Source organism: Terriglobales bacterium, from assembly GCA_035567895.1.
GTDB lineage: Bacteria > Acidobacteriota > Terriglobia > Terriglobales > Acidobacteriaceae > Gp1-AA112.
Genome location: DATMPC010000114.1, coordinates 1 through 22,022 on the forward strand (window position 1 = coordinate 1; position 22,022 = coordinate 22,022).

The following is a 22,022-nucleotide window of genomic DNA, read 5'->3' on the forward strand; positions in this document are numbered from 1 at the left end:
AGGTAATGAAATATCGAGAAGCGCACTGAATCATAGAGGCGAGCCGGGCGGTCACGGTTGCGTTGCGGAGTCGGAACACCGGGGATCGGAACACCTGGGAGTGGCATCCGCGGAGCAGGAAACGGGTTCCGTCCAACGGGCAGCGAGATCTCCACCGGCGCAGTCGAGCGAATTGTCTGCGCCTGGTCTTTCAGCAGCGCTACGTCAGAGGTTGGCACCTGCAGCGTCTCAATGCGATTGGCATAGCTCACCAGGAAAGCCAGATCGGTTGGCCTGACGACGCGTTCGACGAACATGCTGGTTGCCTCCGCCTCAAACGCCAGCGTGCTCGGCGTGCTGGTGCCGGTATCCAGCAGGACGCCGACGTTCAGCGGCACATCCGAATGGTGGGAGAAGAACTTGATCGTTTGCAGCCGGCCGTCTTCACGCACTTGAAACTGCTGCTGGTCAAGATCGTCGCGCAGGCGCTTGTGCGAATCGCGCACGGTGAAGTACACGGAGACGAGGTTTACGTCGGATGTCAGCGTTGTGTCTTTGTTTTGGGCACTCTCCTGCGCGCGTGCAGGTGAAAAGACGAGCAAAAAGGTGGCGCAGAAGATTGGGACAAAAGCGAGGCGAGGCAGGCGGCGCATCGTTTCCTCCTACCGGTCATATCCAGCTGTTCGGTGCTAACCCAGAAAGCTGGAGAACGATTCGCTAAAAAATCAAGAGAAAGAAGGATAGCCTAGGACAGCCTGGTAAATAGCTTCAGAGCCTTCGCCGTGAGCGCATCGCAAATAGACACGGTGATCGCCTACATTCGGAATCAGCGCGAACATCACAAGAAAGGAGCCTCGAACAGGAATTTCTGACGATGTTGAGGAAGGCGCGAATTTCTTATGACCCAAAATATCTGTTCGGGTGAGTGCCGCGCCCCCGGCGCTCGATTTCAAAATCTTCACGTTACCCAGCCCTTCCGGGACTGGGCTCACGTTTAGCCAACCGGCCCTCCGGGCCTGACATTTTTGCGCGTCATCGATTTCTCGTCCTTCCCAAGCAAATGGCCGGGTCTCGCTACAGGCGTCCTCGCAATGAACCGGCAACAGTTGACGGGCGAATAATGCGCCTAAACATTAACCGCTTGCTATTCCGGAATTGGGATGCCCGCACGAACCACGCGGATCTGGTGGTCGGTAAATTTCACCGGGATGTCCTCAACCTTGTATTGCGGCATATGGCAGGTGACGCAATTCTTCTTGCTCGTCGGGCAGGCCGCTCCGGGATGATCCGTGGTAATTTTTCCTTCCGTGACGTGACAAGCGAGGCAGCGCTCGTCATAAGAAGCTGCTTCGGTAACTAGCGGATGATGGGGATCGTGGCATGCAACGCAGGTAATTCGGGCATCGCCTTTGCCCCAGCAACGACTGTTTTCCAGACGGTACGGTTGGAAGCGCAGAGACTTCGGGCCCGGTGATTCGTTCAGAGTCACGTCCCACCACGTACGGTGGCAGGAGCCGCAGTAGTCCACAGATTCGACGGGATTCAGATGATCGGGGTTCATGATCAGGCCCGCGATTTGCTCGATCAACCCTTCCTTGGCCGCGGCGACGTGCTTCGCGCCGGGACCATGGCATGCCTCGCAAGTCACGCCCGGGATCGCGCGCTGAGCATCGACGCGACCATCGACCACGCCGGCGGTGGTATGGCAGTCGAAGCAACCCCGCACCTCTGTGGGAGTCAGAGGGCGTCCAATGGCTTTCTCCAACGACGACGGCGCAGTATGGGGCTGGTCGACGGTGAAAGTAAATTCCTTCGTGTCCGGATAATAAGTAATCGGCACTAGGAACGTCCGCGACCCATAGTCAAAGAACCAGCTCTGTCCCATGCGAATTCCAAACGCCCAGCCCAGAGGGCCGGAGATCGAGCGATTGGCGTCCGCGATGGAATACGTCTGCGCCTTTCCGCCGCGAGTTATGTCATAGGTATAGGGCCCAAGCTGAAAATGTAGGGGGTTCGCGCGCAGGATTTCGGAGTCAATGGCAGGGCTGGCCGCGCGGGCCATCGCCGTTTGCCGTTGTGTTGCCGCAATTCCCGAATGACACTGCGCGCACACCGCAGACCCCACATACTCCTCCCGGCGTGATGTGCCCTTCGTAGGCCACCAGCCAGGTTTCTGCAAACGCTCTCGCGTGCTCAGTTGTTCAGCCATGGTCGCAGGACCCTTTGAGCTGGAGTGGGGATCTGCGGCCGACAGTGAAGTCGGCGCGGAGGTGGTCAGGGTTGGAGAGGAGGCGCCTGCCAGCGCAATCACAAGACAAGTTCTGCCTAACCGGCACCAGGTCATGTAAGGCCTTCCACAGAGCATGAATACCCTGAGTTTCCAACAAAACCAAGCGGATACATCTGACCGTCTTAACAGAATCGTAACAATTTCCGCGGGACCAGCCCGGCTCCCGACGTTGACAGGCTTCGATCTGAAGCCGAGAATAAGCCCGCTGAGTCTGACGGCTGATTCGTTGTAGCGTCGGTTGTCCTTCAGTTCGCCAGAAGAAGGCAGGACGTCGTACCCTAAGTCGCTAACCCCCTTGCGAAAGGAAGGTCCAGCCGTGAACGCTACACGCAGAGATTTTCTTAAGGTCAGTGCCCTGGCGGGAACTGGCCTTTCCCTTTTTGGATTTGACTTAACTCCAGCCTACGCGCAAGTTCGCGCACTGAAGATCGCACGCGCAACAGAAACGCGCTCTACGTGTCCTTATTGCTCGGTAAGCTGCGGCGTCCTTATCTACACGATCGGCGATAAGGCCAAAAACGTGACGCCGCAGGTGATCCATGTCGAAGGCGATCCGGATCATCCGATCAACCGTGGAACGCTTTGTCCGAAGGGCGCGTCGCTGGAACAGGACATCCTCAATCCGCGCCGCCTGCTGAAGCCGCAGGTGCGCCGGCCTGGCTCGTACCAGTGGGACGACATCTCCTGGGATCAGGCGATTGATGAGATCGCGCATCGCGTAAAGAAGACGCGCGACGACACTTTCATTCAGCAGGATGCGCAGGGACACACCGTGAATCGATGCGAGACGATCAGCTGGATCGGCGGATGCACCGACACGAACGAATTCAACTATCTCGTCGGCAAGGCCATGCGCAGCCTGGGGGTCTGCTACATCGAAACCCAGGCCAGAGTTTGACACGGCCCTACGGTCTCAAGTTTGGGACCAACATTTGGGCGCGGAGCCATGACCAATGGCTACACCGACATAAAGAACACCGACATGATGTTGATCATGGGTGGCAATCCTGCGGAGAACCATCCATGCGGATTCAAGTGGGCGATCGAGGCAAAGCGCACTCGCAACGCCAAGATGATCGTGGTCGACCCGCGCTTTACCCGCACCGCTGCGACTGCTGATCTCTTCTGCCAGATTCGCGCCGGCGCTGACATCGCTTTCCTCGGCGGCATGATCAAGTACGCGATCGACAACAATCGCATCGCGAAGGATTATCTCGTCAACTTCACCAACGCCGCGTTCATCGTGAAGGACGGATTTAAGCTGCCGGAGGATGGATTGTATTCCGGCTTCGATCCGGCCACTCAGGTCTACGACAAGTCGACGTGGAACTACCAGGAAGGCGGCGACATGAGCCACGCCGCGGCGGCTGCTCTTATGGCAGGTCCAACTGTTGCCGCGGCAAACAATCGTCCTGAGCCCAAAGGTTCCGAATCGGGATACGAGCCGCAACAGGCGAGTCCGGGCGGCCCACAGACTCCGGGAGGGCATGGCCAGGGCAATCAGGCAGGGGGTCCAGCTGGAGCGAAAGCGACAGAAGCGCCAAAGCCTGCGCCGATTCTTCCGCCGAATGTTGCGTATGACTTGACGCTCCAGCATCCGCGCTGTGTCTTCCAGTTGCTGAAACAGCAGTACTCGCGCTACACGCCGGAGATGGTTGAGCGGATTACCGGCGTTCCCAAAGATCAATTTCTGAAAGCCGCCGATCTCTACACTTCAATTCGCAAAGACGGCGATATGAAGAAGGCCGGCACCGTGATCTATGCCGTCGGCTGGACCCAGCATACTTTTGGTACGCAGATTATCCGAACTGCGGCGATGCTGCAGTTGATTATGGGAAACGTGGGACGTGCAGGCGGGGGAGTGAACGCTCTCCGCGGCCACTCCAACATTCAGGGCGCGACCGATATGGGCGGGGTGTTCGACATCTGGCCGGGATATGTGAAGGTACCGAATCCGACCGACGCCGACCTGAAGACCTATTTCAAGCGCATTACTCCCACGCCCTCCAAGCCGAACAGCTGGGATTCGTTCAACTATTGGTCGAACACGCCGAAGTTTGCGGTGTCGTACCTCAAGGCGATGTACGGCGACGCGGCGACCAAAGACAACGACTTCGCCTTCCAGTACATGCCCAAAATCGACCGCAACTACTCCTGGACGCAACTGTGGGACAACATGTACCGCGGCAAGGTTCAGGGTATGTTTGCCTTCGGCATGAACGGCGTCGCGATTGGGCCGGACTCGCAAAAGAACATCGAAGCGCTCAAGAAAGCGGATTGGCTGGTCGTTGGCGAGATTTATCCCGACGAGACCAGCGAATTCTGGCGCTCGCCGGGCATCAGTGCGGACGATGCCAAGAGCATCCAGACCACTGTTTATCGCTTGCCGTGTGCCGGCTTTGCCGAAAAAGACGGATCGATGACCAACTCTTCGCGGTGGCTGCAGTGGAAGAACATTGCGGTACCACCACCGGGTCAGGCGCGTCTCGATCAGGACATCGTGGCGCAAATTTTTCTGCGTGTTCGCGATCTCTACAAGAGCGACGGGGGCAAGTTCCCCGATCCCATTTTGAATCTGACTTGGAAGTACACGGATCCGCAGCATCCATCGCTGTCTGAGGTCGCCAAAGAGTACAACGGCAAGGCGCTTGCCGACCTCACCGATCCGAAGACGCAGCAAGTGATCAAGGCCGGGCAGCAATTGCCCGGCTTCGCGTGGCTGAAGGACGACGGCACCACATCGTGCGGGATCTGGATCTACTGCGGATCTTGGACCGAAGCGGGACCGCAACTTGCGCGTCGCGGCACCGAAGACCCATCCGGTCTCGGGGTTTATCAGAATTGGGCGTGGTCATGGCCGGCGAATCGACGCATCCTGTACAACCGTGCCTCCTGCGATGTGTCCGGCAAGCCCTGGGACCCTGATCGCAAGCAGATCTGGTGGAACGAAGCCACGCAGACATGGGTTGGAAACGACGTTCCCGACTTCAAGGCTGATTCGAATCCGAAGGACCACATGGGTCCGTTCATCATGAATGCCGAAGGAGTGGGCCGCATCTTTGCGCCGCTGGCGGCCTTTGCTGATGGTCCATTCCCGGAGCACTACGAGCCCTTTGAGAGCCCGATTTCGAATCCGCTGCATCCCAATCAGCAGAACAATCCGGTGGTGAAGAAGTTCACCACGCCGGCGGACAAATATGGGACGCCGAAGGATGGATTCGACATCGTCTGCACAACGTATCGCCTGACAGAGCATTACCACTATTGGACAAAGAACAATCCAGTGAATGTGCAGCTGATTCCCGAGCCGTTTGTCGAGATCCCCGTCGAACTCGCGAACAACCTGGGCATCAAGGGCGGCGACAACGTGAAAGTCACAAGCGCGCGCAGCTACTACGTTGCGAAAGCATTCGTCACCAAACGGATCAAGCCGATGACGGTGGACGGCAAGATGGTGTACCAAATTGGGATTCCTATCCATCAAGGATTTCGCGGCATTCAGGAAGACGCTGACCGCAATGCCCGCACCCTCCTTAACCGCCTCACACCGACGGTGACTGACCCTAACGCGTACACACCCGAATTCAAGGGCTTCCTGGTGAAGCTCGAGAAGGCATGAGGTACTGAGGATGAGCCAGGCGACACTACAAATCCGCAAGATCTCAGGTCATCCCGGGCCGGTGCCGGGCGCGAACGTGGAGCGCGCGGAGCAGGTCTGCAAGCTGATCGATACCACAACCTGCATCGGCTGCAAAGCGTGCGAGGTGGCATGCCTGGAGTGGAATGGGTACAGCTTCAGCGAGACCCACTTCGACAACAGTTACCAGACCATGCCCGAAACTGCATGGAACTACTGGAATCTGATCAAGTTCAACGAGCACGAGCGCGAAGATGGCAGCACGATGCTGCTGATGCGCAAAGATCAATGCATGCACTGTGCCGATCCGGGCTGTTTGGCGGCCTGTCCGGCCGACGGCGCCATCGTCCAGTACTCCAATGGCATCGTGGACTTTCAACAGCAGAACTGCATCGGCTGCGGCTACTGCGTGAGCGGATGTCCCTTCGACATTCCGAAGTTCAATCCCAGCACCAAAAAGATGTTCAAGTGCACGCTGTGCTCTGACCGCGTCAACGAGGGGCTGGAGCCGGCGTGCATTAAGTCGTGTCCGACCGGATGCCTGCACTTTGGCACCAAGGAAGACATGGTCGGAATCGCGGAAGGACGTGCAAAGCAGCTTCGCGATCACTTCGGATTCGACAAGGCTGGAGTCTACGATCCGCCCGGCGTGGGAGGCACTGGCGTGATCTACGTTCTCCACGACGTCACGAATCCCGAAGCGTACGGCGGCCTGCCTAAAGATCCTCACGTGCCATTGATTGTGCGTCTGTGGAAGGGTCCGGCGAAGTGGATCGGCAACCTGGCATTGGCGGGCGGAATACTCGGCGTTTGTTTGCACTACCTCCGTTTTGGTCCGAAGATCGCGCGTGAGCAGGAAGACAAAGAACGCGGAGGCCGGCCGTGAGCACAAGCCAAACCATATCGCCAACTCTCACTGCAGAAAGCCGCGGCGGCCGCGTCCTGCGCTACACGTTCGCCGAGCGAGTGAACCACTGGATAACCGCTTTCGCTTATACCTATTGCCTATGGACAGGCCTCGCGTTCTGGTCACCTTATTTGTACTGGATGGCGACCATAGTGGGCGGCGGTCCTACCGCCCGCTTCTGGCATCCCTGGGTCGGTTTGGTTTACGTCGCCGGCTGCATATGGATGGTGAAGATGTGGCTGGCAGATCTGACCATCACCGATGCTGACCGCCAGTGGCAGAAGTCGGTAAAGTACTACGTCGAGAACCAGGACGAAAAGCTTCCCGCCATCGGACGCTTCAACTGGGGCCAGAAGATATTCTTCTGGGTGATGCTGTGGGGCGGCATCCTGTTGCTGCTTTCCGGTTTGGGATTGTGGTTTGTGGAGTCGATTCCGGCATGGCTCCGCCACTTGTCGATCACGGTCCACGTGATCGCCGCACTGGCCACGATCGGCGCCTTTATCATTCACATTTACATGGGCACGGCCATGGTTCGTGGCAGCTATACCGCGATCGTCCGCGGCGAGGTAACGAGTGAATGGGCCCGGCATCACCACCGCCTGTGGTACGAAAAGATAACGGGCCAACGACGAGAGCGATGAAGCTTTCGAAGTGGGATCAGCGCATTCAGCGCGCTGAAAGGTTGGCGGAGACCCATCCGTTTGCAGAAGAGGTGCTGCGCTTCTATAAAGAAGTCGCAATGTTGCAGCGCGAACTCTACTTTTCGTTCGAAAGATTGTTCGGCGGAACTCTCGATGCACGCGAAAACGCTCTCCTCGACACTGACCTGAATCTCGATCCAATCCTGCCGAGCTTTGGAGTCTTCCTCTCGCGAATCCAGACGATCGCGCCCGGTCCTATTCGCGCTTCGGCGAGCAACCTCCAATCGCAGGGCGTGCCTGGTTGGCGGGACTCTCTCACCTCTTCATGGTGGAGTTCTCCAGATTTTCAGCCTGCTGCCGGTGACGGAGAAGCGCTGCTGGCGTCGATGTTCCTGCAACCACTCGCAGAGTTTCTCGCGGACCGCAGCTCGCCCCAACCTCGCGGCGAGACTCTCGCAATTTGTCCGGTCTGTAATGCGCGTCCGCTGGTGGGCGTGCTAAGACCGGAAGGCGATGGAGCCAAGCGATCTTTGATTTGTTCGCGGTGTGCGACGGAATGGGCGTTCCGCAGAATCGTGTGCCCAGCGTGTGGCGAAGAGACAGTGGACAAACTCGCAGTTTATACCGCGACGCAATTCGAGCATGTCCGCGTCGAAGCCTGCGACACGTGCCGGTACTACATCAAAACCGTTGATCTAACCAAGAACGGTCACGCCGTGCCAGTAGTGGACGAACTGGCCACGATTCCATTGAACCTGTGGGCGCAGGAGCACGACTACGTCAAGTTGCGCGCTAATTTGTTGGGAATTTAAAGAGGAACGGCATCACCGCTCAGCAGATCCAGAAACGCCCGTGGGCTGACAATGCGGACCTGTTGATATTGCTTTATGCTCAACAAATCTGAATCGCCTGCGACGATGAAATCGGCGCGACCTTCAAGTGCTGCCGCTATGTACTTGTCGTCGTCAGGATCTTTGCTGACGGGTGTAATCCCGTACTTGCCGGCGACGAAGTAGGAAAGAACCACAATATCCTCGAACCATCGCTCAGTATCGAAAGCTTGACTAAGATATTTACGAATTTTCGGATATTTGAGGGCGCGCAAAACTTCGTCGACAATAGCTTGCGACAACACTAACTCAAAGGCACCGTGACGCAGGAACCGTTCAATGATCGCTCCAGGCGGTCCCTCAGGACGAATCGCGGAGCTTATAAAGACATTTGCATCCAGAACGGCGCGGAGCACGCGCTACTTTGCCTTGCCGTCCTTTGACTTGCGGCGCGGCCTTGATGTCCGCCGGCGGGACCATAGCTTGGCTTCCGCTGCCAGCTTTGCTGCCTGCGTATCAGTCAAAGGGCTGGGTTTCTGTTGCTCCAACAGTTCAAGAGCGTTGCGTTGCGCAAATCGCCTCATCTGCTCCAGGCGTTCGACCCCCACCAATGCAGCGAGAGGCTTGCCCTTCCGCTCAATGATGAACTCATCATTTCGTAGAGCCACGCGATTTAGCAGATCGCCGATCCGTTGACGCACATCGATAGTGGAAACTTTTTCGGTCATTTAATTCTTCATCACTCGCAACTATTGTAGTTGCAGCAGATGCAATAGTGGACTATTTTTTTTATTGCTTCACTTGAGCACTTTTGGAAGAGTCGCAACTTGTTGAAACTACCGCATCAAAAAAGAGGAGGCGCAATCGCTTGCAGTGCGCCTCGTTCCATGGATCAGATGTTTCGTTTAATCAGGCAAGATCAAACAACAGTATCTCGCTTGACTGCTCATTCTCACCAGTTATCGTCAACGATGCTTCGTCGCTCACGGACGCAGCATCGCCGCCCTGAAGAGTCTTCCCATTCAGAGTCACAGCGCCCCGAATCACATGTACCCAGGCATATCGCTCTGTGCCGAGGTCATAGGAAACGGAATCGCCCTTTCCTAATTCGGAAACGAAGACCTTGGCGTCCTGATTGATCTTCGACGCGCCATTCCCGGCCTTTGGGCCGGCCAGCAGCTTGAGCTTTCCCTTCTTCTCCTCAGGATTGAACGCGATCTGCTCGTAGCTGGAAGGAGTTCCGGTAGTCGCGGGCTCGATCCAAATCTGCAGGAAGTGCACAGGCTCGCTCTTTGACGCGTTGAACTCGCTGTGCATCACGCCTTTCCCAGCAGACATGCGCTGAATCTCATTGGGACCGAGCACCTCTTTATGTCCCATGCTGTCCTGGTGCGCCAAAGACCCCTCGAGCACGTAGCTGAGAATCTCCATATCGCGATGCCCGTGAGTTCCGAATCCTTGTCCCGGAGCTACCCGGTCTTCATTGATTACGCGCAGGCTGCGAAATCCCATGTTCTTGAGATCGAAGTAATTTGCGAATGAAAACGTGTGATATGAGTTCAGCCAGCCATGATCGGCATGGCCGCGCTCCTCGCTTTTACGAATAGTGATCATGTTTCTAACCTCCCTTACAAACTTTCAACCAACTTCTTTTTTTCGCCCTTATCCCTTACCTCTTCCGCGCGCAGACCTAACTTCTTAATCAATAGATAGAGTTGCCGCCTCTCTTCTTCGTTCAAGGGTGTGGTTGCCGACTCAAGGTCCCTGAGGTGCTGCTTGAAACTCGTCTGGATTACGCGCCTGCCTTCTCCGGTTAGTTCAATCACTCGCGCACGTCTGTCAGCCGCGGTGAAGTTGCGTGTCACCAGAGCGTTTTTTTCCAGACGATCTATCGCGGCCGTCATGGATCCGCTCGCAAGCAGCACTCTGCTCTGAATTTCGGTAATCGTCATCGGACCTTTGTGGAGCAGGGCCTCGAGCACCATGAAGTCGGTGAAGCCAAGTCCGGTGCCAACGATGCTCTGCTCAGCCAATGCCTTCATCGCGCGATGAGCTTTAGAGAGGACCAGCCAAAGCTTCGCCGCGTCGATCTCTGCGCTCTTGGTCATCGTGATCCCTCAGGCGCGCTGGCGTGCCGCCACGCTCGAACCAGTCGCAGAGAGTGCGCGGTCAATCGAGAAGGCGCCGCCTCCCTTGATCATCAGGAAGATCGTGGCCGCCAGCGTCAGTAAGTGGTACTCAATGCCTTCTCCCTTTTGCGTACCTGCCCAATTCATAAAGAAGCCAAATTGAGCGTGAACCATTGCTATTGCGACCAGCATGTTGACCGTGATCCCAAATGCGGCGATGCGGGTGAGGAAACCGAAGATCAGTCCCAGTCCACCGAAGAACTCGGCAGCGATGGCCAGAAAGGCAAGCACGGCTGGAATGTGCATGGCTCCGGTAAAGAAACCCATTGTCCCGGTAAAGCCATAGCCGCCAAACCACCCCAACATCTTCTGGGCTCCATGAGCGAAGAAGACGATGCCAACAACTAAACGAAGAACGGTGATTGCAGTACTGTTTTCGGTCGAAATCAATTTGCGAAGCATGAACAGCCTCCTTATTTAAGGCGTCGAAATTGTCCTGATTCAGGGCAGCCGAATCAGAATAACCATCAGATGATATATCTCGATATAAAGATTCTTTTCATGGAGGTATATGAGAACAAAGAGTTCCGGGGACAGGGTTTGCAAAAGCCGAGGTGGCTAGCTATGCCGAAACAACGAGGATTCGACAAATTTTTCGCAACTGCTGGGCGCGACTTATCACCGAAAGAGAGTGCTTGGCTTCGCGACGGGAGGCCACGGCATAGAATGTAGGACGCGATTTGTGAAAGGAGTTTCAATGCCCTCGAAACGGAACAATCATCGTCCGACTGCCAAGCTCAGCGCCCAACCCAGGTTGCATCAGAGTGCCAATGAACTTCAGGCCTACGGAACGGTGAATCATCTACTGCCGCTCGAACTGGAAGAGCCGGTCCGACTTGAAATGACGGCGCAGCTCAATCAAGTGCTCGCTGACACCATGACGCTTCGCGATTTGTATAAGAAATCCCATTGGCAAACTGCAGGACCGACCTTCTACCAACTCCATCTTCTTTTCGATAAGCATTACGACGAGCAAGCAGAACTCGTGGACTCGATAGCGGAACGCATCCAGCTGCTCGGTGGCGTCAGCATTGCGATGGCCCACGATGTTGCGGAAACCACTCAGATCGATCGTCCTCCTCGCGGACGCGAAGTGGTGCCGGTGCAACTCTCCCGGCTGCTCGATGCACACCAGGTGATTATTGGTGAAGTGCGCAAGCTGGCTCGCCGCGCATCCGAATTAGGAGACGACGGAACCAATGACCTTCTGATTAGCGAGGTCCTGCGCAGAAACGAACTGCAAGTCTGGTTTGTGAGTGAGCACCTGGTGAACGTGCCCCTTGTGCAGGTGAAGCAAGTCACGGCCGGCGCAGCCTGAACCAGTCCTCTGCAGGAAGATTGTTCAAGAATGAGCATGTCGGTAGAGACGCATACCGCGTCTCTACTGAGCTGTACCTGACTCACGAGCAATCGGCTGAGACCGATTGATAGACCTCCTCCGTTCCCGTGGCCTGCCTGAGGCCTCCACACTGTGTCATCCTGAGGCCTGGTGTTGGCAGAAGGACCTTGCGTTTGCTTTTGCCGTTGCTTTTGCCTTTTGCCCTAACCAACCTCAAACCCAACACGAACCCCAACCGCAAGGTCCTTCGGCGAAAATCACGCCTCAGGATGACACGGTGTGGAAGCAATACGCAGCATGACACAGTGAAAATCCCGGGAACAGACGGGAGGTAATCTCGATTTATCAAAACGGAACTTCCCGATATTGAATGATTTGCCGTCAACATAGGGAACAGGGGACAGGTTACAGAGGACAGAGAAGACAGAGGACCAACAGCAGATCCTTTCCGCCGCGGCGGACTCAGGATGTGAAGTGAACAGCCAACGGAGAACCAGGGGACAGGGTCAGAACCGTTCGCGGTAGCGGATGGGTGAAGTGAACAGCCAAGCAACGGCAACAGCTAGAGCGAACACCCGTTCGACTGCGCTTAGGGCAGGCTCCGGTCACCCATTCGGCCTTGCTCAGCGCAGGCTACGGAAACGGCGAAGGTCACGAAATCAGAATGGGTGAAGTAAATCGCGGCCAGTCACCAGCCAACGAGCAACAGCAGATCCTTCGCTCCGCTCAGGACGTGATCGGGTGAAGTGAAGTCAGAACCGTTCGCGGTAGCGGATGGGTGAAGTTAACGACGGATCGGCGAACAGAATCGGGTGATCGGGCCATCGGGTGAAGTGAACGGCCAGACGACAAACAGCGTTTCAGGTTTCGAGTTTCGAGAAGGAACAGCAATCGTCGATTGGCTAAACCAACTGCAACGGCAAAGCAACAACGACCTGTCCCCATCCCCTGAATTTAATTTCCACAGCGAGCGACGGTAAGAACCTTGACTTCGTCCAGCGAGTCGGGGTACCACGGAAGAGGAGATCGACAATCGCTTCGCAGCTCGTCGTCCGGAGCTTCGCAGCTTTGCTCCGCTTACAAGAAAGGGAGGCGCAGAACGATGACGGTCTTATGCTTCACGAGTCTTGGCATTCACTGCAATTTCACTGTTAATTCACTGCCCCTCTCCGGTACCCCCAGTGTTTATGCGGGTTTCGCGCGAAAATTCGTTTTCACTGTTAAATTTGCTGATATTTTCGCTGTTAATTCACTGTTCAGCGCCTGATCAGCGAATTAGCAGTGAATCGGAATCGCCGTCCATCCTGAGAATTTCACCTTAGTACGAAAGATTCGATTCCTTAATCGGGAACCTTAATGCACTTGGCCCCGAATGCCTTAGTCCTTTCAGAAACAAGCAATTAGCAATTAGGGATTAGCCAGGGCAACACCGGTTGCGTGGACGCCGGGGCTCCCAGTGCCTCAGTGCACCGAACTTTGGCAGCAACACGCTGGCATAAGTTGGCGTCCTACGTGAGATGGCCGGGAGGCATTCGGGGACGTTGGCTCTCTTGTTTGCCTCGTTCACCTCGAAAATCAGCAAGCAACGATCTTCCCCGGGAGGCAGGCAATGTCGGTTCCCCCATTGATCGATGCCAGGAAAGCCGCTTGCGAACTCGCCGAGCTGAGGGTTCTTGCGGCGCACCTAAAACGGAAATTGTTCGACCAGTGCTGTCAGTTGCAGCGCGATCCGGAGTCGGTTGACCTTGAGTTCCTCGCCAGTCTCTCTGGCCGTGTGAGAGCCGCCGAACAACGAAAGCAGTTCCTGGAACGGGTGCTGGAGAGCACTCTTGCGGCTGTAGCCGGCCAGAACCAGCAGAGAGATCGGGTGATCGGGTGAAGTGAGGTCAGAACCCCCTGCCGTAGCGGGGGTGCGGTTTGCTCGCAGCTTGAGTTTGGCTTTGCTCGGGAGCGGCTGTGGGGAGACAGGGGAGGATTGCGAGATCCAGTTGTGAATTCCCGTCGCGGCTGGACTCTTCATCTTTGCGCTGACTCTATCGGCCGTCTTTGTTCCACAGCTACGCCGTCGCACCTGCTTCAGTCGCTGATTTATGTCGCTGTTGTTGTACTCACACGGCGACACAGTGCATGGGGTTTTGGCGCGGGATTATGCTCGCTACGTTCTGGAACTTCCTCAATTTGTTCGTTACTCATCTAATCCAGGCCCGGGCGGGAGAGTTTTGGATTCTCACGCACACTGGCCATGTGCGCCGGCCTGACACGCTGATGGTGTTCGTCGGTGGCGTCGCCCACATACTGCTCATCATTGCCTACATGGCCCGGTTCCTCCGGATGCGTCCCCGTGCGAAGCATTGGGGACAATTCTTTGCAGGCGGCTTGCCGGCGTTAGCGTATCTTGGCCTGATTGTCGTCGCTACGCTCCGCACTAGACGCCGCCATCGATATGAGCTCGCCTTCACAGAAGAGCGACGACGGCGCTCCCGTCAAGCTAAACGTAATTGCGATAGCGAGGCGTGAGCTTTTCCGCCGCTGATGTCGGGAGTGATGATTAGCTCGAGCGTGCTCACTCCAGAGAGCCGGACGGAACAGTTCTCAGCCTCATGCACGGTGGTTGGAGGGCTAAAATTCCACTGCTGGCGAACGATCTCATGCGGCTGTCCCGTATTGGGCATCCATCGCAGCACGAACTCCTGTGTGCGCGCTGCCTCGTGCTCGTCGAATGCCAACTCAATGCGCTCAATATTCCGGGGCTGATCGAAGATTAGCCTTACGGTTTGCGTGCCTGCTTCCGACGCGCGCCATCCTCGTTTATCCTCTCTCACCAGGGCTCCTTCGATTGGATGCTGCGGATCCTCGGAAGTCACTTCGACGGAGGCTGCTGTGTCCAAGTCCAACCATTGGACTTCGGGGACTGGCGCGACCTGCCGGATCGGACTGATCAAGCGCTTGCGTAACGATTTTTCCTTTTGCTGCGCGGGCCGGTGCGGATATGGAACATGTACCTGCTCTTCGCGCTCATCCGAGCGTGGCCTGACTTCTCCTGTGCCTCCGCATTGCTGGCACGTTCTACCGTTTCCGTCTGTCCGCCGGCCCTTGCAGACTGGGCATTTCTGATTCATGGGCATCCTTCGATCATACCCCTGAGCGGAGCAGCCGGTGTTTTGGCCGCAAGTTATTGATGCGATTACGCGAATGAATTCCTTGGGTCCATCGAACTATAGCGTCAAAGTTTCGACACGTGTCACTGCGAAGTGATGGCTTACTGTCGTAGTCAGTCCTGCTGTCTAAAATACCGCCACTATTCAATTACTTTACCCGCCCTGTTTCAAACACAAGCTTGGCAACTCAAGTGCTTTCCTAAAGAACGAAGCGTTTCGCCCAACTCCTTCGCACCGGGCGACCCTGGATATCGATTCAACTTGAAGGTTACGAGGTAATTATGTGGATTGTTAGGCTCGCGCTTAGGCGGCCCTACACGTTCGTAGTGCTGGCGATTCTGATCTTAATCATGGGAACGCTCGCTGCACTCCGCACTCCCACGGACATTTTTCCGAATATCAACATTCCCGTTGTGAGCATTATCTGGAACTACACGGGTCTGGCACCGACGGACATGGCGAATCGGATTATCAGCCTTCAGGAGCGCAACTTAACCACGACGGTCAATGACATCGAGCATCTGGAATCGCAGTCCCTGAACGGCGTTGCCGTGATCAAAGTGTTCTTCCATCCCGGCGCGAATATCAGCACGGCGATTGCGCAGATTGCCGGCCAATCGCAGACTCAGCTCAAGCAGTTGCCGCTGGGGACGACACCGCCGCTGATTATTACTTACAGCGCATCCAGCGTTCCGATTCTGCAGCTTGCGCTCTCCAGCCCATCGCTTTCCGAGCAACAGTTGAATGATTACGGATTGAATTTCATCCGGCCTCAGCTCACGTCGGTGCCGGGAACTGCTATCCCTTACCCGTACGGCGGCAAGCAGCGACAGGTTCAAGTGGACTTAAACACCACTGCACTTCAGGCAAATGGACTGTCTCCGTTGGATGTAGTGAATGCAATCAGCGCACAAAATCTCATTCTGCCTACAGGAACTGCGAAGATCGGCGCGTTTGAATACAACGTCGACATGAACGGAAGCCCCACGACGATCCAGGGGCTGAACGATCTCCCCATCAAGATCGTTGGGACCAGGACGATTTACATCCATGATGTCGCGTTCGTTCGAGATGGCTTCCCGCCGCAAACCAATATCGTGCGGGTGGACGGCCGGCGCTCGACGCTCATGACGATCCAAAAGATCGGCAATGCTTCAACTCTGAACATTATCGCCGGTATCAAGCAGCTCTTGCCCAGCGTGAAGAACACGCTCCCACGGGATCTGCAGATTCGCATGTTGGGAGATCAATCTGTCTTTGTACGCGGAGCCATCACCGGCGTGGTGCGTGAGGCGCTCATCGCTGCCTGTCTTACGGCGGCCATGATTCTGCTGTTTCTTGGAAGCTGGCGCAGTACTGTCATCATCGCGATTTCGATTCCTCTTTCAATTCTGTCTTCGATCGCTGCGCTTAGCGCACTGGGCGAGACCATTAATCTCATGACGCTTGGCGGGTTGGCGCTCGCCGTTGGAATCCTAGTGGACGATGCAACCGTAACCATTGAAAACATCCATCGCTACCTCAGCGAAGGCAAGGAATTGGAAGAAGCCATTCTCGATGGCGCGCAGCAGATCGCGATACCCGCGTTGGTTTCGACGCTCAGCATTTGCATCGTGTTTGTGCCGATGTTCCTGCTAACTGGTGTCGCGCGTTATCTGTTTGTGCCGTTGGCAGAGGCTGTGGTATTTGCCATGTTGGCTTCCTATCTGCTTTCGCGGACGCTCGTGCCTACTCTGGCCAAGTACTTCCTCAAGGCACACGAGGAGGGAAGTGGACATGAACCCAGCAGGAACCCATTCGTGCGGTTTCAAGCCTGGTTCGAGCGTGGGTTCGAGCGTATCCGCAGCGCCTATCGTGGGCTGCTCGAGACATTCATCAATCATCGTCGCATTTTTGTGGGTGGCTTTCTGTTGGCCTGTTTTCTCTCTTTCGCTCTACTGCCGTGGCTGGGACAAGACTTCTTCCCCGCAGTGGACAGTGGCCAGTTCACATTGCACCTGCGTGCCCCGACCGGAACGCGGATTGAAGAAACTGCTGCCTTGTGCGATCACGTGGAAAACGAGATCCGCAAGCAGATACCGGCCGAGGAATTTGCCGGAGTCATCGACAACATCGGTCTGCCTTATAGCGGAATCAATCTTTCTTACAGTAATTCGGCTCCGGTGGGGACGCAGGACGCTGACATCATCGTCGCTCTTGCTCCAAAGCATCACCCAACCGCGAAATATGTGCATGACCTGAGGCTCACGTTGGCGCGGGATTTTCCCGGTGTCACGTTCTACTTCCTGCCATCGGATATGGTCACGCAGATTCTGAACTTTGGATTACCCGCGCCAATCGACATTCAAGTCGTGGGCAACGATCTGGAAGCCAATCGGCAATTTGCCGATACACTGTTGGCACGCGTTAAGGAAGTTTCAGGAACCTCCGATCTGCGCATTCAGCAGACCTTCAATCAGCCGAAGCTGCATATCGATGTGGATCGCACGAAGGCGGCCGACATCGGATATACCCAGCGAGACGTTGCGACCAACCTGTTGGTGACCCTCAGCGGTAGTTCTCAAACCTCGCCTACCTTCTGGCTGAACCCGAAGAATGGCGTGAGCTACTCGATCGCAACGCAGACGCCGCAGTATCGCGTTCAGTCGTTCCAGGATCTGAACAACATTCCCGTAACGGGCACAGGCACTGCGCCGCCTTCAATTCTTGCCAGCCTCGCTTCCGTGACCCGCGTTTCAGACATGAGCGTGGTTTCGCACTACAACGTGGCTCCGGTGATTGATATCTTCGGTTCCGTTCAGGGCCGCGATCTGGGCGGAGTATCGAAAGACATCTTCTCCATCATCAACGCCAGCCAGAAGGAACTTCCACGTGGATCGAAAATTATCGTTCGCGGCCAGATTCAGACCATGCGCTCGTCCTTTTTGGGCCTGCTGACTGGACTGGTATTCGCCATCGCGCTGGTGTACCTGCTGATCGTGGTGAATTTTCAATCATGGCTGGATCCCTTCATCATTCTGATGGCCTTGCCCGCGGCACTGGCGGGAATTGTCTGGTTCCTGTTCATGACGGGAACCACCATCAGCGTTCCCGCTCTGACCGGCTCCATCATGTGCGTCGGTGTCGCAACGGCCAACAGCATCCTGGTAGTCAGCTTTGCGAAAGAACAACTGAGTGAAGGACGCAGCCCCGCTGAAGCAGCCCTGCAAGCCGGATACATGCGATTTAGGCCGGTATTGATGACGGCTTTGGCGATGATCATCGGAATGGCGCCCATGGCGCTGGGACTCGGAGAGGGTGGAGAGCAGAACGCTCCTTTGGGCCGCGCCGTAATCGGTGGATTGCTCTTCGCCACTGTTTCCACGCTTTTCTTCGTCCCCGCCGTCTTCAGCGTCGTCCACAGTCTGCGGCAACAAGACGCGGCCGGAGAACAACATTAAGAGATTCCCGAACCGGAATAGGAATAATTATGGCAACGCAATCACAAACAGAAATCAATGTTCCCCAAGAAGCACCAACACTGAGCGCTGAGCAACCTCAGCGACGGTCCGAACGAGGTTGGATCGCGGGTATCGCGATTTTCCTTGTCTTTGCTGGAGTAGCCGCGTTCGGCATTGTCGCGCGCCGCCACAAGGGCGCTACGGTGCAGGCTGAAACCGCACAGTTGGCGGTTCCATCAGTATCGGTGGTCTCTCCGCAACATTCGGCGTCGGCGCAGGAGATCGTGCTGCCAGGGAATGTTCAGCCCTTCGTGAGTGCTCCAATTTACTCACGCACGAACGGTTATCTAAGACGCTGGTATGTAGACATCGGGGCGCATGTCAAAAAGGGACAGTTGCTGGCGGAGATCGACACTCCCGAAGTGGACCAGCAGTTGGAGCAATCGCGCAGCAATCTTGCTACTGCCCAGGCTAATCTCAAGCTCGCGGAAATCACGAAGAATCGGTACCAGGGTTTGCTGGCTACGCATGCAGTGGCACAACAGGATGTCGATAACGCCGTAGGCACTTACAACGCCAACCGGACAATCGTCGAAGCCGACCAGGCAAATGTGAAGCAGCTTGAGGTTCTGCAATCGTTCGAGAAAATCTATGCGCCCTTTGACGGAATTATTACCGCACGCAATACGGATATCGGAGCGCTGATCGCCTCTGGCAACAGCGGAGGAGTATCGACCGATCTTTTCCACATTTCTCAGCCGGGCAAGCTTCGTGTCTACGTGAATGTTCCGGAGCAGTACTCGCAGGACGCCAAACCAGGCATGACGGCAGATCTGACTTTGGCCGAGTTTCCCGGACGAAAATTTCAGGGCAAGCTGGTGCGTACCTCAGAGGCCATTAACGTCGCAACTCGCACGCTGATTGTGGAAATCGACGTCGACAATCCTGGCGGCGAGCTGCTCTCGGGCGCTTACGCCCAGGTCCATCTGAAGGTCGATGGACAGGGCTCCTCGTACCTGTTGCCAGTCTCGGCTCTCATATTTCGTTCGCAAGGATTGCAGGTCGCAGTCGTGAAGAATGGTAACGCCGTGCTCACTGCGGTTACTCCTGGCCGCGACTTCGGGGACCAAATTGAGATTGTTTCTGGCCTGACCGGCAACGATCCGGTCATCTCCAATCCGCCAGACTCCATCGTCACTGGACAAAAGGTACAAGTGGTGCAGCCAGCCGCAATAACAGGAGGTGGGCAATGAACTCACGTCGCGATAAAAGGCCTGGAATTCAAATCCGGAATCTCAGCCTGGGAAGTATCTGCATTGCTACTGCAATCTTATTTAGTGGCTGTGCAGTCGGGCCGAAGTACCAACGTCCGCCTGTCGATGTTCCGCCGGCTTATAAAGAGGTTGGCAACTGGAAAGCTGCTGAGCCCAGTGAGCAGAAGCTTGGCGGTAATTGGTGGGAAATATTCCAAGATCCTCAACTGAATGCGCTAGAAGAGCAAGTCAATGTCTCTAATCAAAACTTGAAGATCGCGCAGGCTCAATACACGCAGGCTCGTGCGCTGCTCCGCTACAACCGCGCCGACTACTTCCCTACGATCACCGCCGCTCCATCAGTGACACGCGGGAGAGTTTCGAGCAACCGTCCAGCTCAAAGCGCTATTTCCAATGGTAAGACGACCACCGACATCCAACTGCCACTTGAACTGTCGTACGAGATCGACGCCTGGGGACGCGTTCGCAACAACGTGGCATCTTTTCGAGCAGAGGCGCAAGCTAGTGCGGCCGATCTGGCAACAGTGAACTTGAGTATGCACGCGCAACTGGCTCTTTTCTACTTCCAGGCGCGCAGCCTCGACGCGCAGGAACAACTTCTGAACTCCACCGTCGCTCAGTATGAGCAGGCGCTGCGACTCAATGAGGACCGGTTTCGAGGCGGAGTTGGCTCCGAGGTTGAAGTCGAGCAGGCCAGGACGCAGCTTGAAACAACGCGTGCTCAGGCAATCGATGTCGGTGTGCTCCGGGCCCAATTCGAGCATGCCGTTGCCATTCTGATCGGCAAACCTCCGGCATCCTTCAGCCTTCCGCCTCTGCCGCTGCGCACGCCGCCGCCTGCAATTCCGGCAGGAATGCCGTCGGAGCTGCTCGAGCGCCGTCCCGACATAGCGTCCGCTGAGAGACTTGTGGCGGCCGCGAACGCCCGCATCGGTGTCGCCAAGGCCGCCTACTATCCCCTTTTGAACCTCGTGGCCGCCGGAGGATTTGAGAGCGGTTCCATTACGACACTGTTGTCCGGTCCGAGCGCATTGTGGGCGGTAGGGCCGTCGGCGCTATACACGATATTTGATGGAGGCAGACGCCACGCAGCCTCTGACCAGGCCATTGCGGCTCATGATCAAACGGTCGCTTCCTATCGCGAAACCGTGCTCACCAGTTTCCAGCAAGTGGAAGACAATCTCGCCGCACTGCGCATTCTGGAAAAGGAGGCTGAGACTCAGCATGTGGCAGTGGTCGCTGCGCAGAAGTCCCTGGACCTCTCCGTCCAGCGGTACAACGGCGGCGTCACTAGCTATCTGGAAGTGACCGTTGCTCAAAGTGCGGCTCTCGCCGACGAAGTTACGGCCGTGAACATTCTCGGTCGGCGAATGGTTGCGGCCGTCCAGTTGGTCCAGGCTCTCGGTGGAGGATGGGACAGCTCCAGCCTTCCTCAACGTCCGGAATGTTGCGGGAAGCTTGTGGGACAAGAACATCAACAGGCCATCGGGAAAAAAGCTTCGAGCTAAATAACAGGGTTCATCCAGCCCCAACTCCAGATTGACAGAGATGTCCAGATGCCGACACCGTTTGCGTTTGTTGTGGTCTTGACTACGTGACTTTTCAATCTCTTCCGAATGGCACGCCATTTGCCCTTAGGACACTGAATGTCGCGAAGCGACGGCAGTTTCAACAGAAAGGAATCAATAAAAAATGAAGAACCATCGGATTCTAACGATCGTCCTGGCATTGATCACAACCCCATTCGCAGCGTCCGCCCAAGTGCATGGATTGAGTAAGGAAGGAGCCACTCCAACGCCACCGATACTGACTGGCGTTCACGATCGCGATGCCGCAGAGTTGGCAGACGTTCTTGCAATTCCTACACCGGTACCGCTGGGACCAGCCGACCTTCTCAATGAGTACGAACAAGCGATGGCTTCGACCGCTCAAGGCTTCAATGCTGAAGTGAGTCAAATCGCTGAGGCCGTGCAGCAAAAGAAGATTACCGAGGACCAGGGCGAATACCTCTGCAAAGAGGCATACCAGTTAGCAATGATGCAGTTTCAGGTACTCAGCAGCCTGCATGACATGCTGGCAGAACAAATGAGCCAGACGCCAGACGCCCCACAGCCTGAAAATCCGCCGCCAGCGGCAGGACTCAACGGGAGCGGTTATCACAACGACGTCCATACAGTTAGAGCCAACGAGAAGGCCATCTAACCATGGCTCTCCCACAAGGGGAATTATTCGGAAAGATGGGCAGACTTATTTCCTGTTATGAGACTCGTACGATAGGAGAGAACGTTCGACGTATTCCGATACTCACTTGGGCAAACCCGCGGATTCCAGTTTG

General features: G+C 56.0%; 20 protein-coding genes. 11 read left to right on the forward strand and 9 right to left on the reverse strand.

Annotation, left to right across the window (positions count from 1 at the left end):
* Positions 1-632: hypothetical protein (locus tag VNX88_24710; GenBank protein ID HWY71892.1), on the reverse strand; the 632-nt coding region annotated here is incomplete at its 3' end.
* Between the two features lie 491 nt (positions 633-1,123).
* Positions 1,124-2,188, reverse strand: coding sequence for a multiheme c-type cytochrome (locus VNX88_24715; protein HWY71893.1), 1,065 nt, complete (start codon positions 2,186-2,188; stop codon positions 1,124-1,126).
* 397 nt (positions 2,189-2,585) lie between these two features.
* Between VNX88_24715 and VNX88_24720 the strand changes: the two genes are divergently transcribed.
* From VNX88_24720 to VNX88_24740, 5 genes are read left to right on the forward strand one after another with little or no spacing between them, the layout of a single operon-like run.
* A complete protein-coding gene (locus VNX88_24720; GenBank protein ID HWY71894.1) occupies positions 2,586-3,167 on the forward strand; it encodes a twin-arginine translocation signal domain-containing protein in 582 nt (193 codons plus the stop codon).
* Between the two features lie 48 nt (positions 3,168-3,215).
* A complete protein-coding gene (gene fdnG / locus VNX88_24725; protein ID HWY71895.1) occupies positions 3,216-5,888 on the forward strand; it encodes a formate dehydrogenase-N subunit alpha in 2,673 nt (890 codons plus the stop codon).
* A gap of 10 nt (positions 5,889-5,898) precedes the next feature.
* Positions 5,899-6,792 (forward strand): formate dehydrogenase subunit beta, encoded by an 894-nt coding sequence (fdxH, locus tag VNX88_24730; GenBank protein HWY71896.1) that lies wholly within the window; start codon positions 5,899-5,901, stop codon positions 6,790-6,792.
* Positions 6,789-7,457, forward strand: a complete 669-nt coding sequence (locus VNX88_24735; protein ID HWY71897.1) for a formate dehydrogenase subunit gamma — start codon at positions 6,789-6,791, stop codon at positions 7,455-7,457. Before fdxH ends, VNX88_24735 begins: the two co-directional genes overlap by 4 nt.
* Complete coding sequence (locus VNX88_24740) at positions 7,454-8,269, forward strand: formate dehydrogenase accessory protein FdhE (protein HWY71898.1); 816 nt, start codon at positions 7,454-7,456, stop codon at positions 8,267-8,269. Before VNX88_24735 ends, VNX88_24740 begins: the two co-directional genes overlap by 4 nt.
* On the opposite strand, the gene VNX88_24745 is transcribed toward VNX88_24740, so the two are convergent.
* The 5 genes from VNX88_24745 to VNX88_24765 form a co-directional block, all read right to left on the reverse strand.
* Complete coding sequence (locus VNX88_24745; GenBank protein HWY71899.1) at positions 8,266-8,703, reverse strand: putative toxin-antitoxin system toxin component, PIN family; 438 nt, start codon at positions 8,701-8,703, stop codon at positions 8,266-8,268. The genes VNX88_24740 and VNX88_24745 overlap by 4 nt on opposite strands.
* A gap of 3 nt (positions 8,704-8,706) precedes the next feature.
* Positions 8,707-9,015, reverse strand: a complete 309-nt coding sequence (locus tag VNX88_24750; GenBank protein HWY71900.1) for a type II toxin-antitoxin system prevent-host-death family antitoxin — start codon at positions 9,013-9,015, stop codon at positions 8,707-8,709.
* 181 nt (positions 9,016-9,196) lie between these two features.
* Complete coding sequence (locus VNX88_24755; GenBank protein ID HWY71901.1) at positions 9,197-9,901, reverse strand: pirin family protein; 705 nt, start codon at positions 9,899-9,901, stop codon at positions 9,197-9,199.
* Between the two features lie 14 nt (positions 9,902-9,915).
* Positions 9,916-10,395, reverse strand: coding sequence for a MarR family transcriptional regulator (locus VNX88_24760; protein ID HWY71902.1), 480 nt, complete (start codon positions 10,393-10,395; stop codon positions 9,916-9,918).
* Between the two features lie 9 nt (positions 10,396-10,404).
* On the reverse strand, positions 10,405-10,878 hold the full coding sequence (locus VNX88_24765) for a DoxX family protein (protein ID HWY71903.1): 474 nt from the start codon (positions 10,876-10,878) through the stop codon (positions 10,405-10,407).
* A gap of 295 nt (positions 10,879-11,173) precedes the next feature.
* On the opposite strand from VNX88_24765, the gene VNX88_24770 reads away from it, so the two are divergent.
* On the forward strand, positions 11,174-11,794 hold the full coding sequence (locus VNX88_24770) for a DNA starvation/stationary phase protection protein (protein HWY71904.1): 621 nt from the start codon (positions 11,174-11,176) through the stop codon (positions 11,792-11,794).
* A 1,705-nt stretch (positions 11,795-13,499) separates the two neighbouring features.
* On the opposite strand, the gene VNX88_24775 is transcribed toward VNX88_24770, so the two are convergent.
* On the reverse strand, positions 13,500-13,835 hold the full coding sequence (locus VNX88_24775) for a hypothetical protein (GenBank protein HWY71905.1): 336 nt from the start codon (positions 13,833-13,835) through the stop codon (positions 13,500-13,502).
* Between the two features lie 128 nt (positions 13,836-13,963).
* Here VNX88_24775 and VNX88_24780 point away from each other — a divergent pair, with 128 nt between their 5' ends.
* Positions 13,964-14,332, forward strand: a complete 369-nt coding sequence (locus tag VNX88_24780) for a hypothetical protein (GenBank protein HWY71906.1) — start codon at positions 13,964-13,966, stop codon at positions 14,330-14,332.
* On the opposite strand, the gene VNX88_24785 is transcribed toward VNX88_24780, so the two are convergent.
* Complete coding sequence (locus VNX88_24785) at positions 14,299-14,934, reverse strand: hypothetical protein (protein HWY71907.1); 636 nt, start codon at positions 14,932-14,934, stop codon at positions 14,299-14,301. The two genes, VNX88_24780 and VNX88_24785, sit on opposite strands and share 34 nt — an antisense overlap.
* A gap of 320 nt (positions 14,935-15,254) precedes the next feature.
* Here VNX88_24785 and VNX88_24790 point away from each other — a divergent pair, with 320 nt between their 5' ends.
* The 4 genes from VNX88_24790 (at position 15,255) to VNX88_24805 (ending at position 21,889) form a co-directional block, all read left to right on the forward strand.
* A complete protein-coding gene (locus tag VNX88_24790; GenBank protein ID HWY71908.1) occupies positions 15,255-18,413 on the forward strand; it encodes an efflux RND transporter permease subunit in 3,159 nt (1,052 codons plus the stop codon).
* A 29-nt stretch (positions 18,414-18,442) separates the two neighbouring features.
* Positions 18,443-19,666, forward strand: a complete 1,224-nt coding sequence (locus tag VNX88_24795; GenBank protein HWY71909.1) for an efflux RND transporter periplasmic adaptor subunit — start codon at positions 18,443-18,445, stop codon at positions 19,664-19,666.
* A complete protein-coding gene (locus tag VNX88_24800) occupies positions 19,663-21,195 on the forward strand; it encodes an efflux transporter outer membrane subunit (protein ID HWY71910.1) in 1,533 nt (510 codons plus the stop codon). Before VNX88_24795 ends, VNX88_24800 begins: the two co-directional genes overlap by 4 nt.
* A 184-nt stretch (positions 21,196-21,379) precedes the next feature.
* Positions 21,380-21,889, forward strand: coding sequence for a hypothetical protein (locus VNX88_24805; GenBank protein ID HWY71911.1), 510 nt, complete (start codon positions 21,380-21,382; stop codon positions 21,887-21,889).
* Positions 21,890-22,022 lie beyond the last annotated feature (133 nt).

What these genes read in the sequence shown, in the direction of transcription:
- VNX88_24755 (HWY71901.1), bottom strand. Translation starts at nt 9,901, where the DNA reads ATGATCACTATTCGTAAAAGCGAGGAGCGCGGCCATGCCGATCATGGC.
- VNX88_24785 (HWY71907.1), bottom strand. Translation starts at nt 14,934, where the DNA reads ATGAATCAGAAATGCCCAGTCTGCAAGGGCCGGCGGACAGACGGAAAC.
- VNX88_24775 (HWY71905.1), bottom strand. Translation starts at nt 13,835, where the DNA reads ATGAAGAGTCCAGCCGCGACGGGAATTCACAACTGGATCTCGCAATCC.
- VNX88_24760 (HWY71902.1), bottom strand. Translation starts at nt 10,395, where the DNA reads ATGACCAAGAGCGCAGAGATCGACGCGGCGAAGCTTTGGCTGGTCCTC.
- VNX88_24795 (HWY71909.1), top strand. Translation starts at nt 18,443, where the DNA reads ATGGCAACGCAATCACAAACAGAAATCAATGTTCCCCAAGAAGCACCA.
- VNX88_24800 (HWY71910.1), top strand. Translation starts at nt 19,663, where the DNA reads ATGAACTCACGTCGCGATAAAAGGCCTGGAATTCAAATCCGGAATCTC.
- VNX88_24770 (HWY71904.1), top strand. Translation starts at nt 11,174, where the DNA reads ATGCCCTCGAAACGGAACAATCATCGTCCGACTGCCAAGCTCAGCGCC.
- VNX88_24765 (HWY71903.1), bottom strand. Translation starts at nt 10,878, where the DNA reads ATGCTTCGCAAATTGATTTCGACCGAAAACAGTACTGCAATCACCGTT.
- VNX88_24780 (HWY71906.1), top strand. Translation starts at nt 13,964, where the DNA reads ATGCTCGCTACGTTCTGGAACTTCCTCAATTTGTTCGTTACTCATCTA.
- VNX88_24740 (HWY71898.1), top strand. Translation starts at nt 7,454, where the DNA reads ATGAAGCTTTCGAAGTGGGATCAGCGCATTCAGCGCGCTGAAAGGTTG.
- fdxH (HWY71896.1), top strand. Translation starts at nt 5,899, where the DNA reads ATGAGCCAGGCGACACTACAAATCCGCAAGATCTCAGGTCATCCCGGG.
- VNX88_24715 (HWY71893.1), bottom strand. Translation starts at nt 2,188, where the DNA reads ATGGCTGAACAACTGAGCACGCGAGAGCGTTTGCAGAAACCTGGCTGG.
- VNX88_24750 (HWY71900.1), bottom strand. Translation starts at nt 9,015, where the DNA reads ATGACCGAAAAAGTTTCCACTATCGATGTGCGTCAACGGATCGGCGAT.
- fdnG (HWY71895.1), top strand. Translation starts at nt 3,216, where the DNA reads ATGACCAATGGCTACACCGACATAAAGAACACCGACATGATGTTGATC.
- VNX88_24790 (HWY71908.1), top strand. Translation starts at nt 15,255, where the DNA reads ATGTGGATTGTTAGGCTCGCGCTTAGGCGGCCCTACACGTTCGTAGTG.
- VNX88_24805 (HWY71911.1), top strand. Translation starts at nt 21,380, where the DNA reads ATGAAGAACCATCGGATTCTAACGATCGTCCTGGCATTGATCACAACC.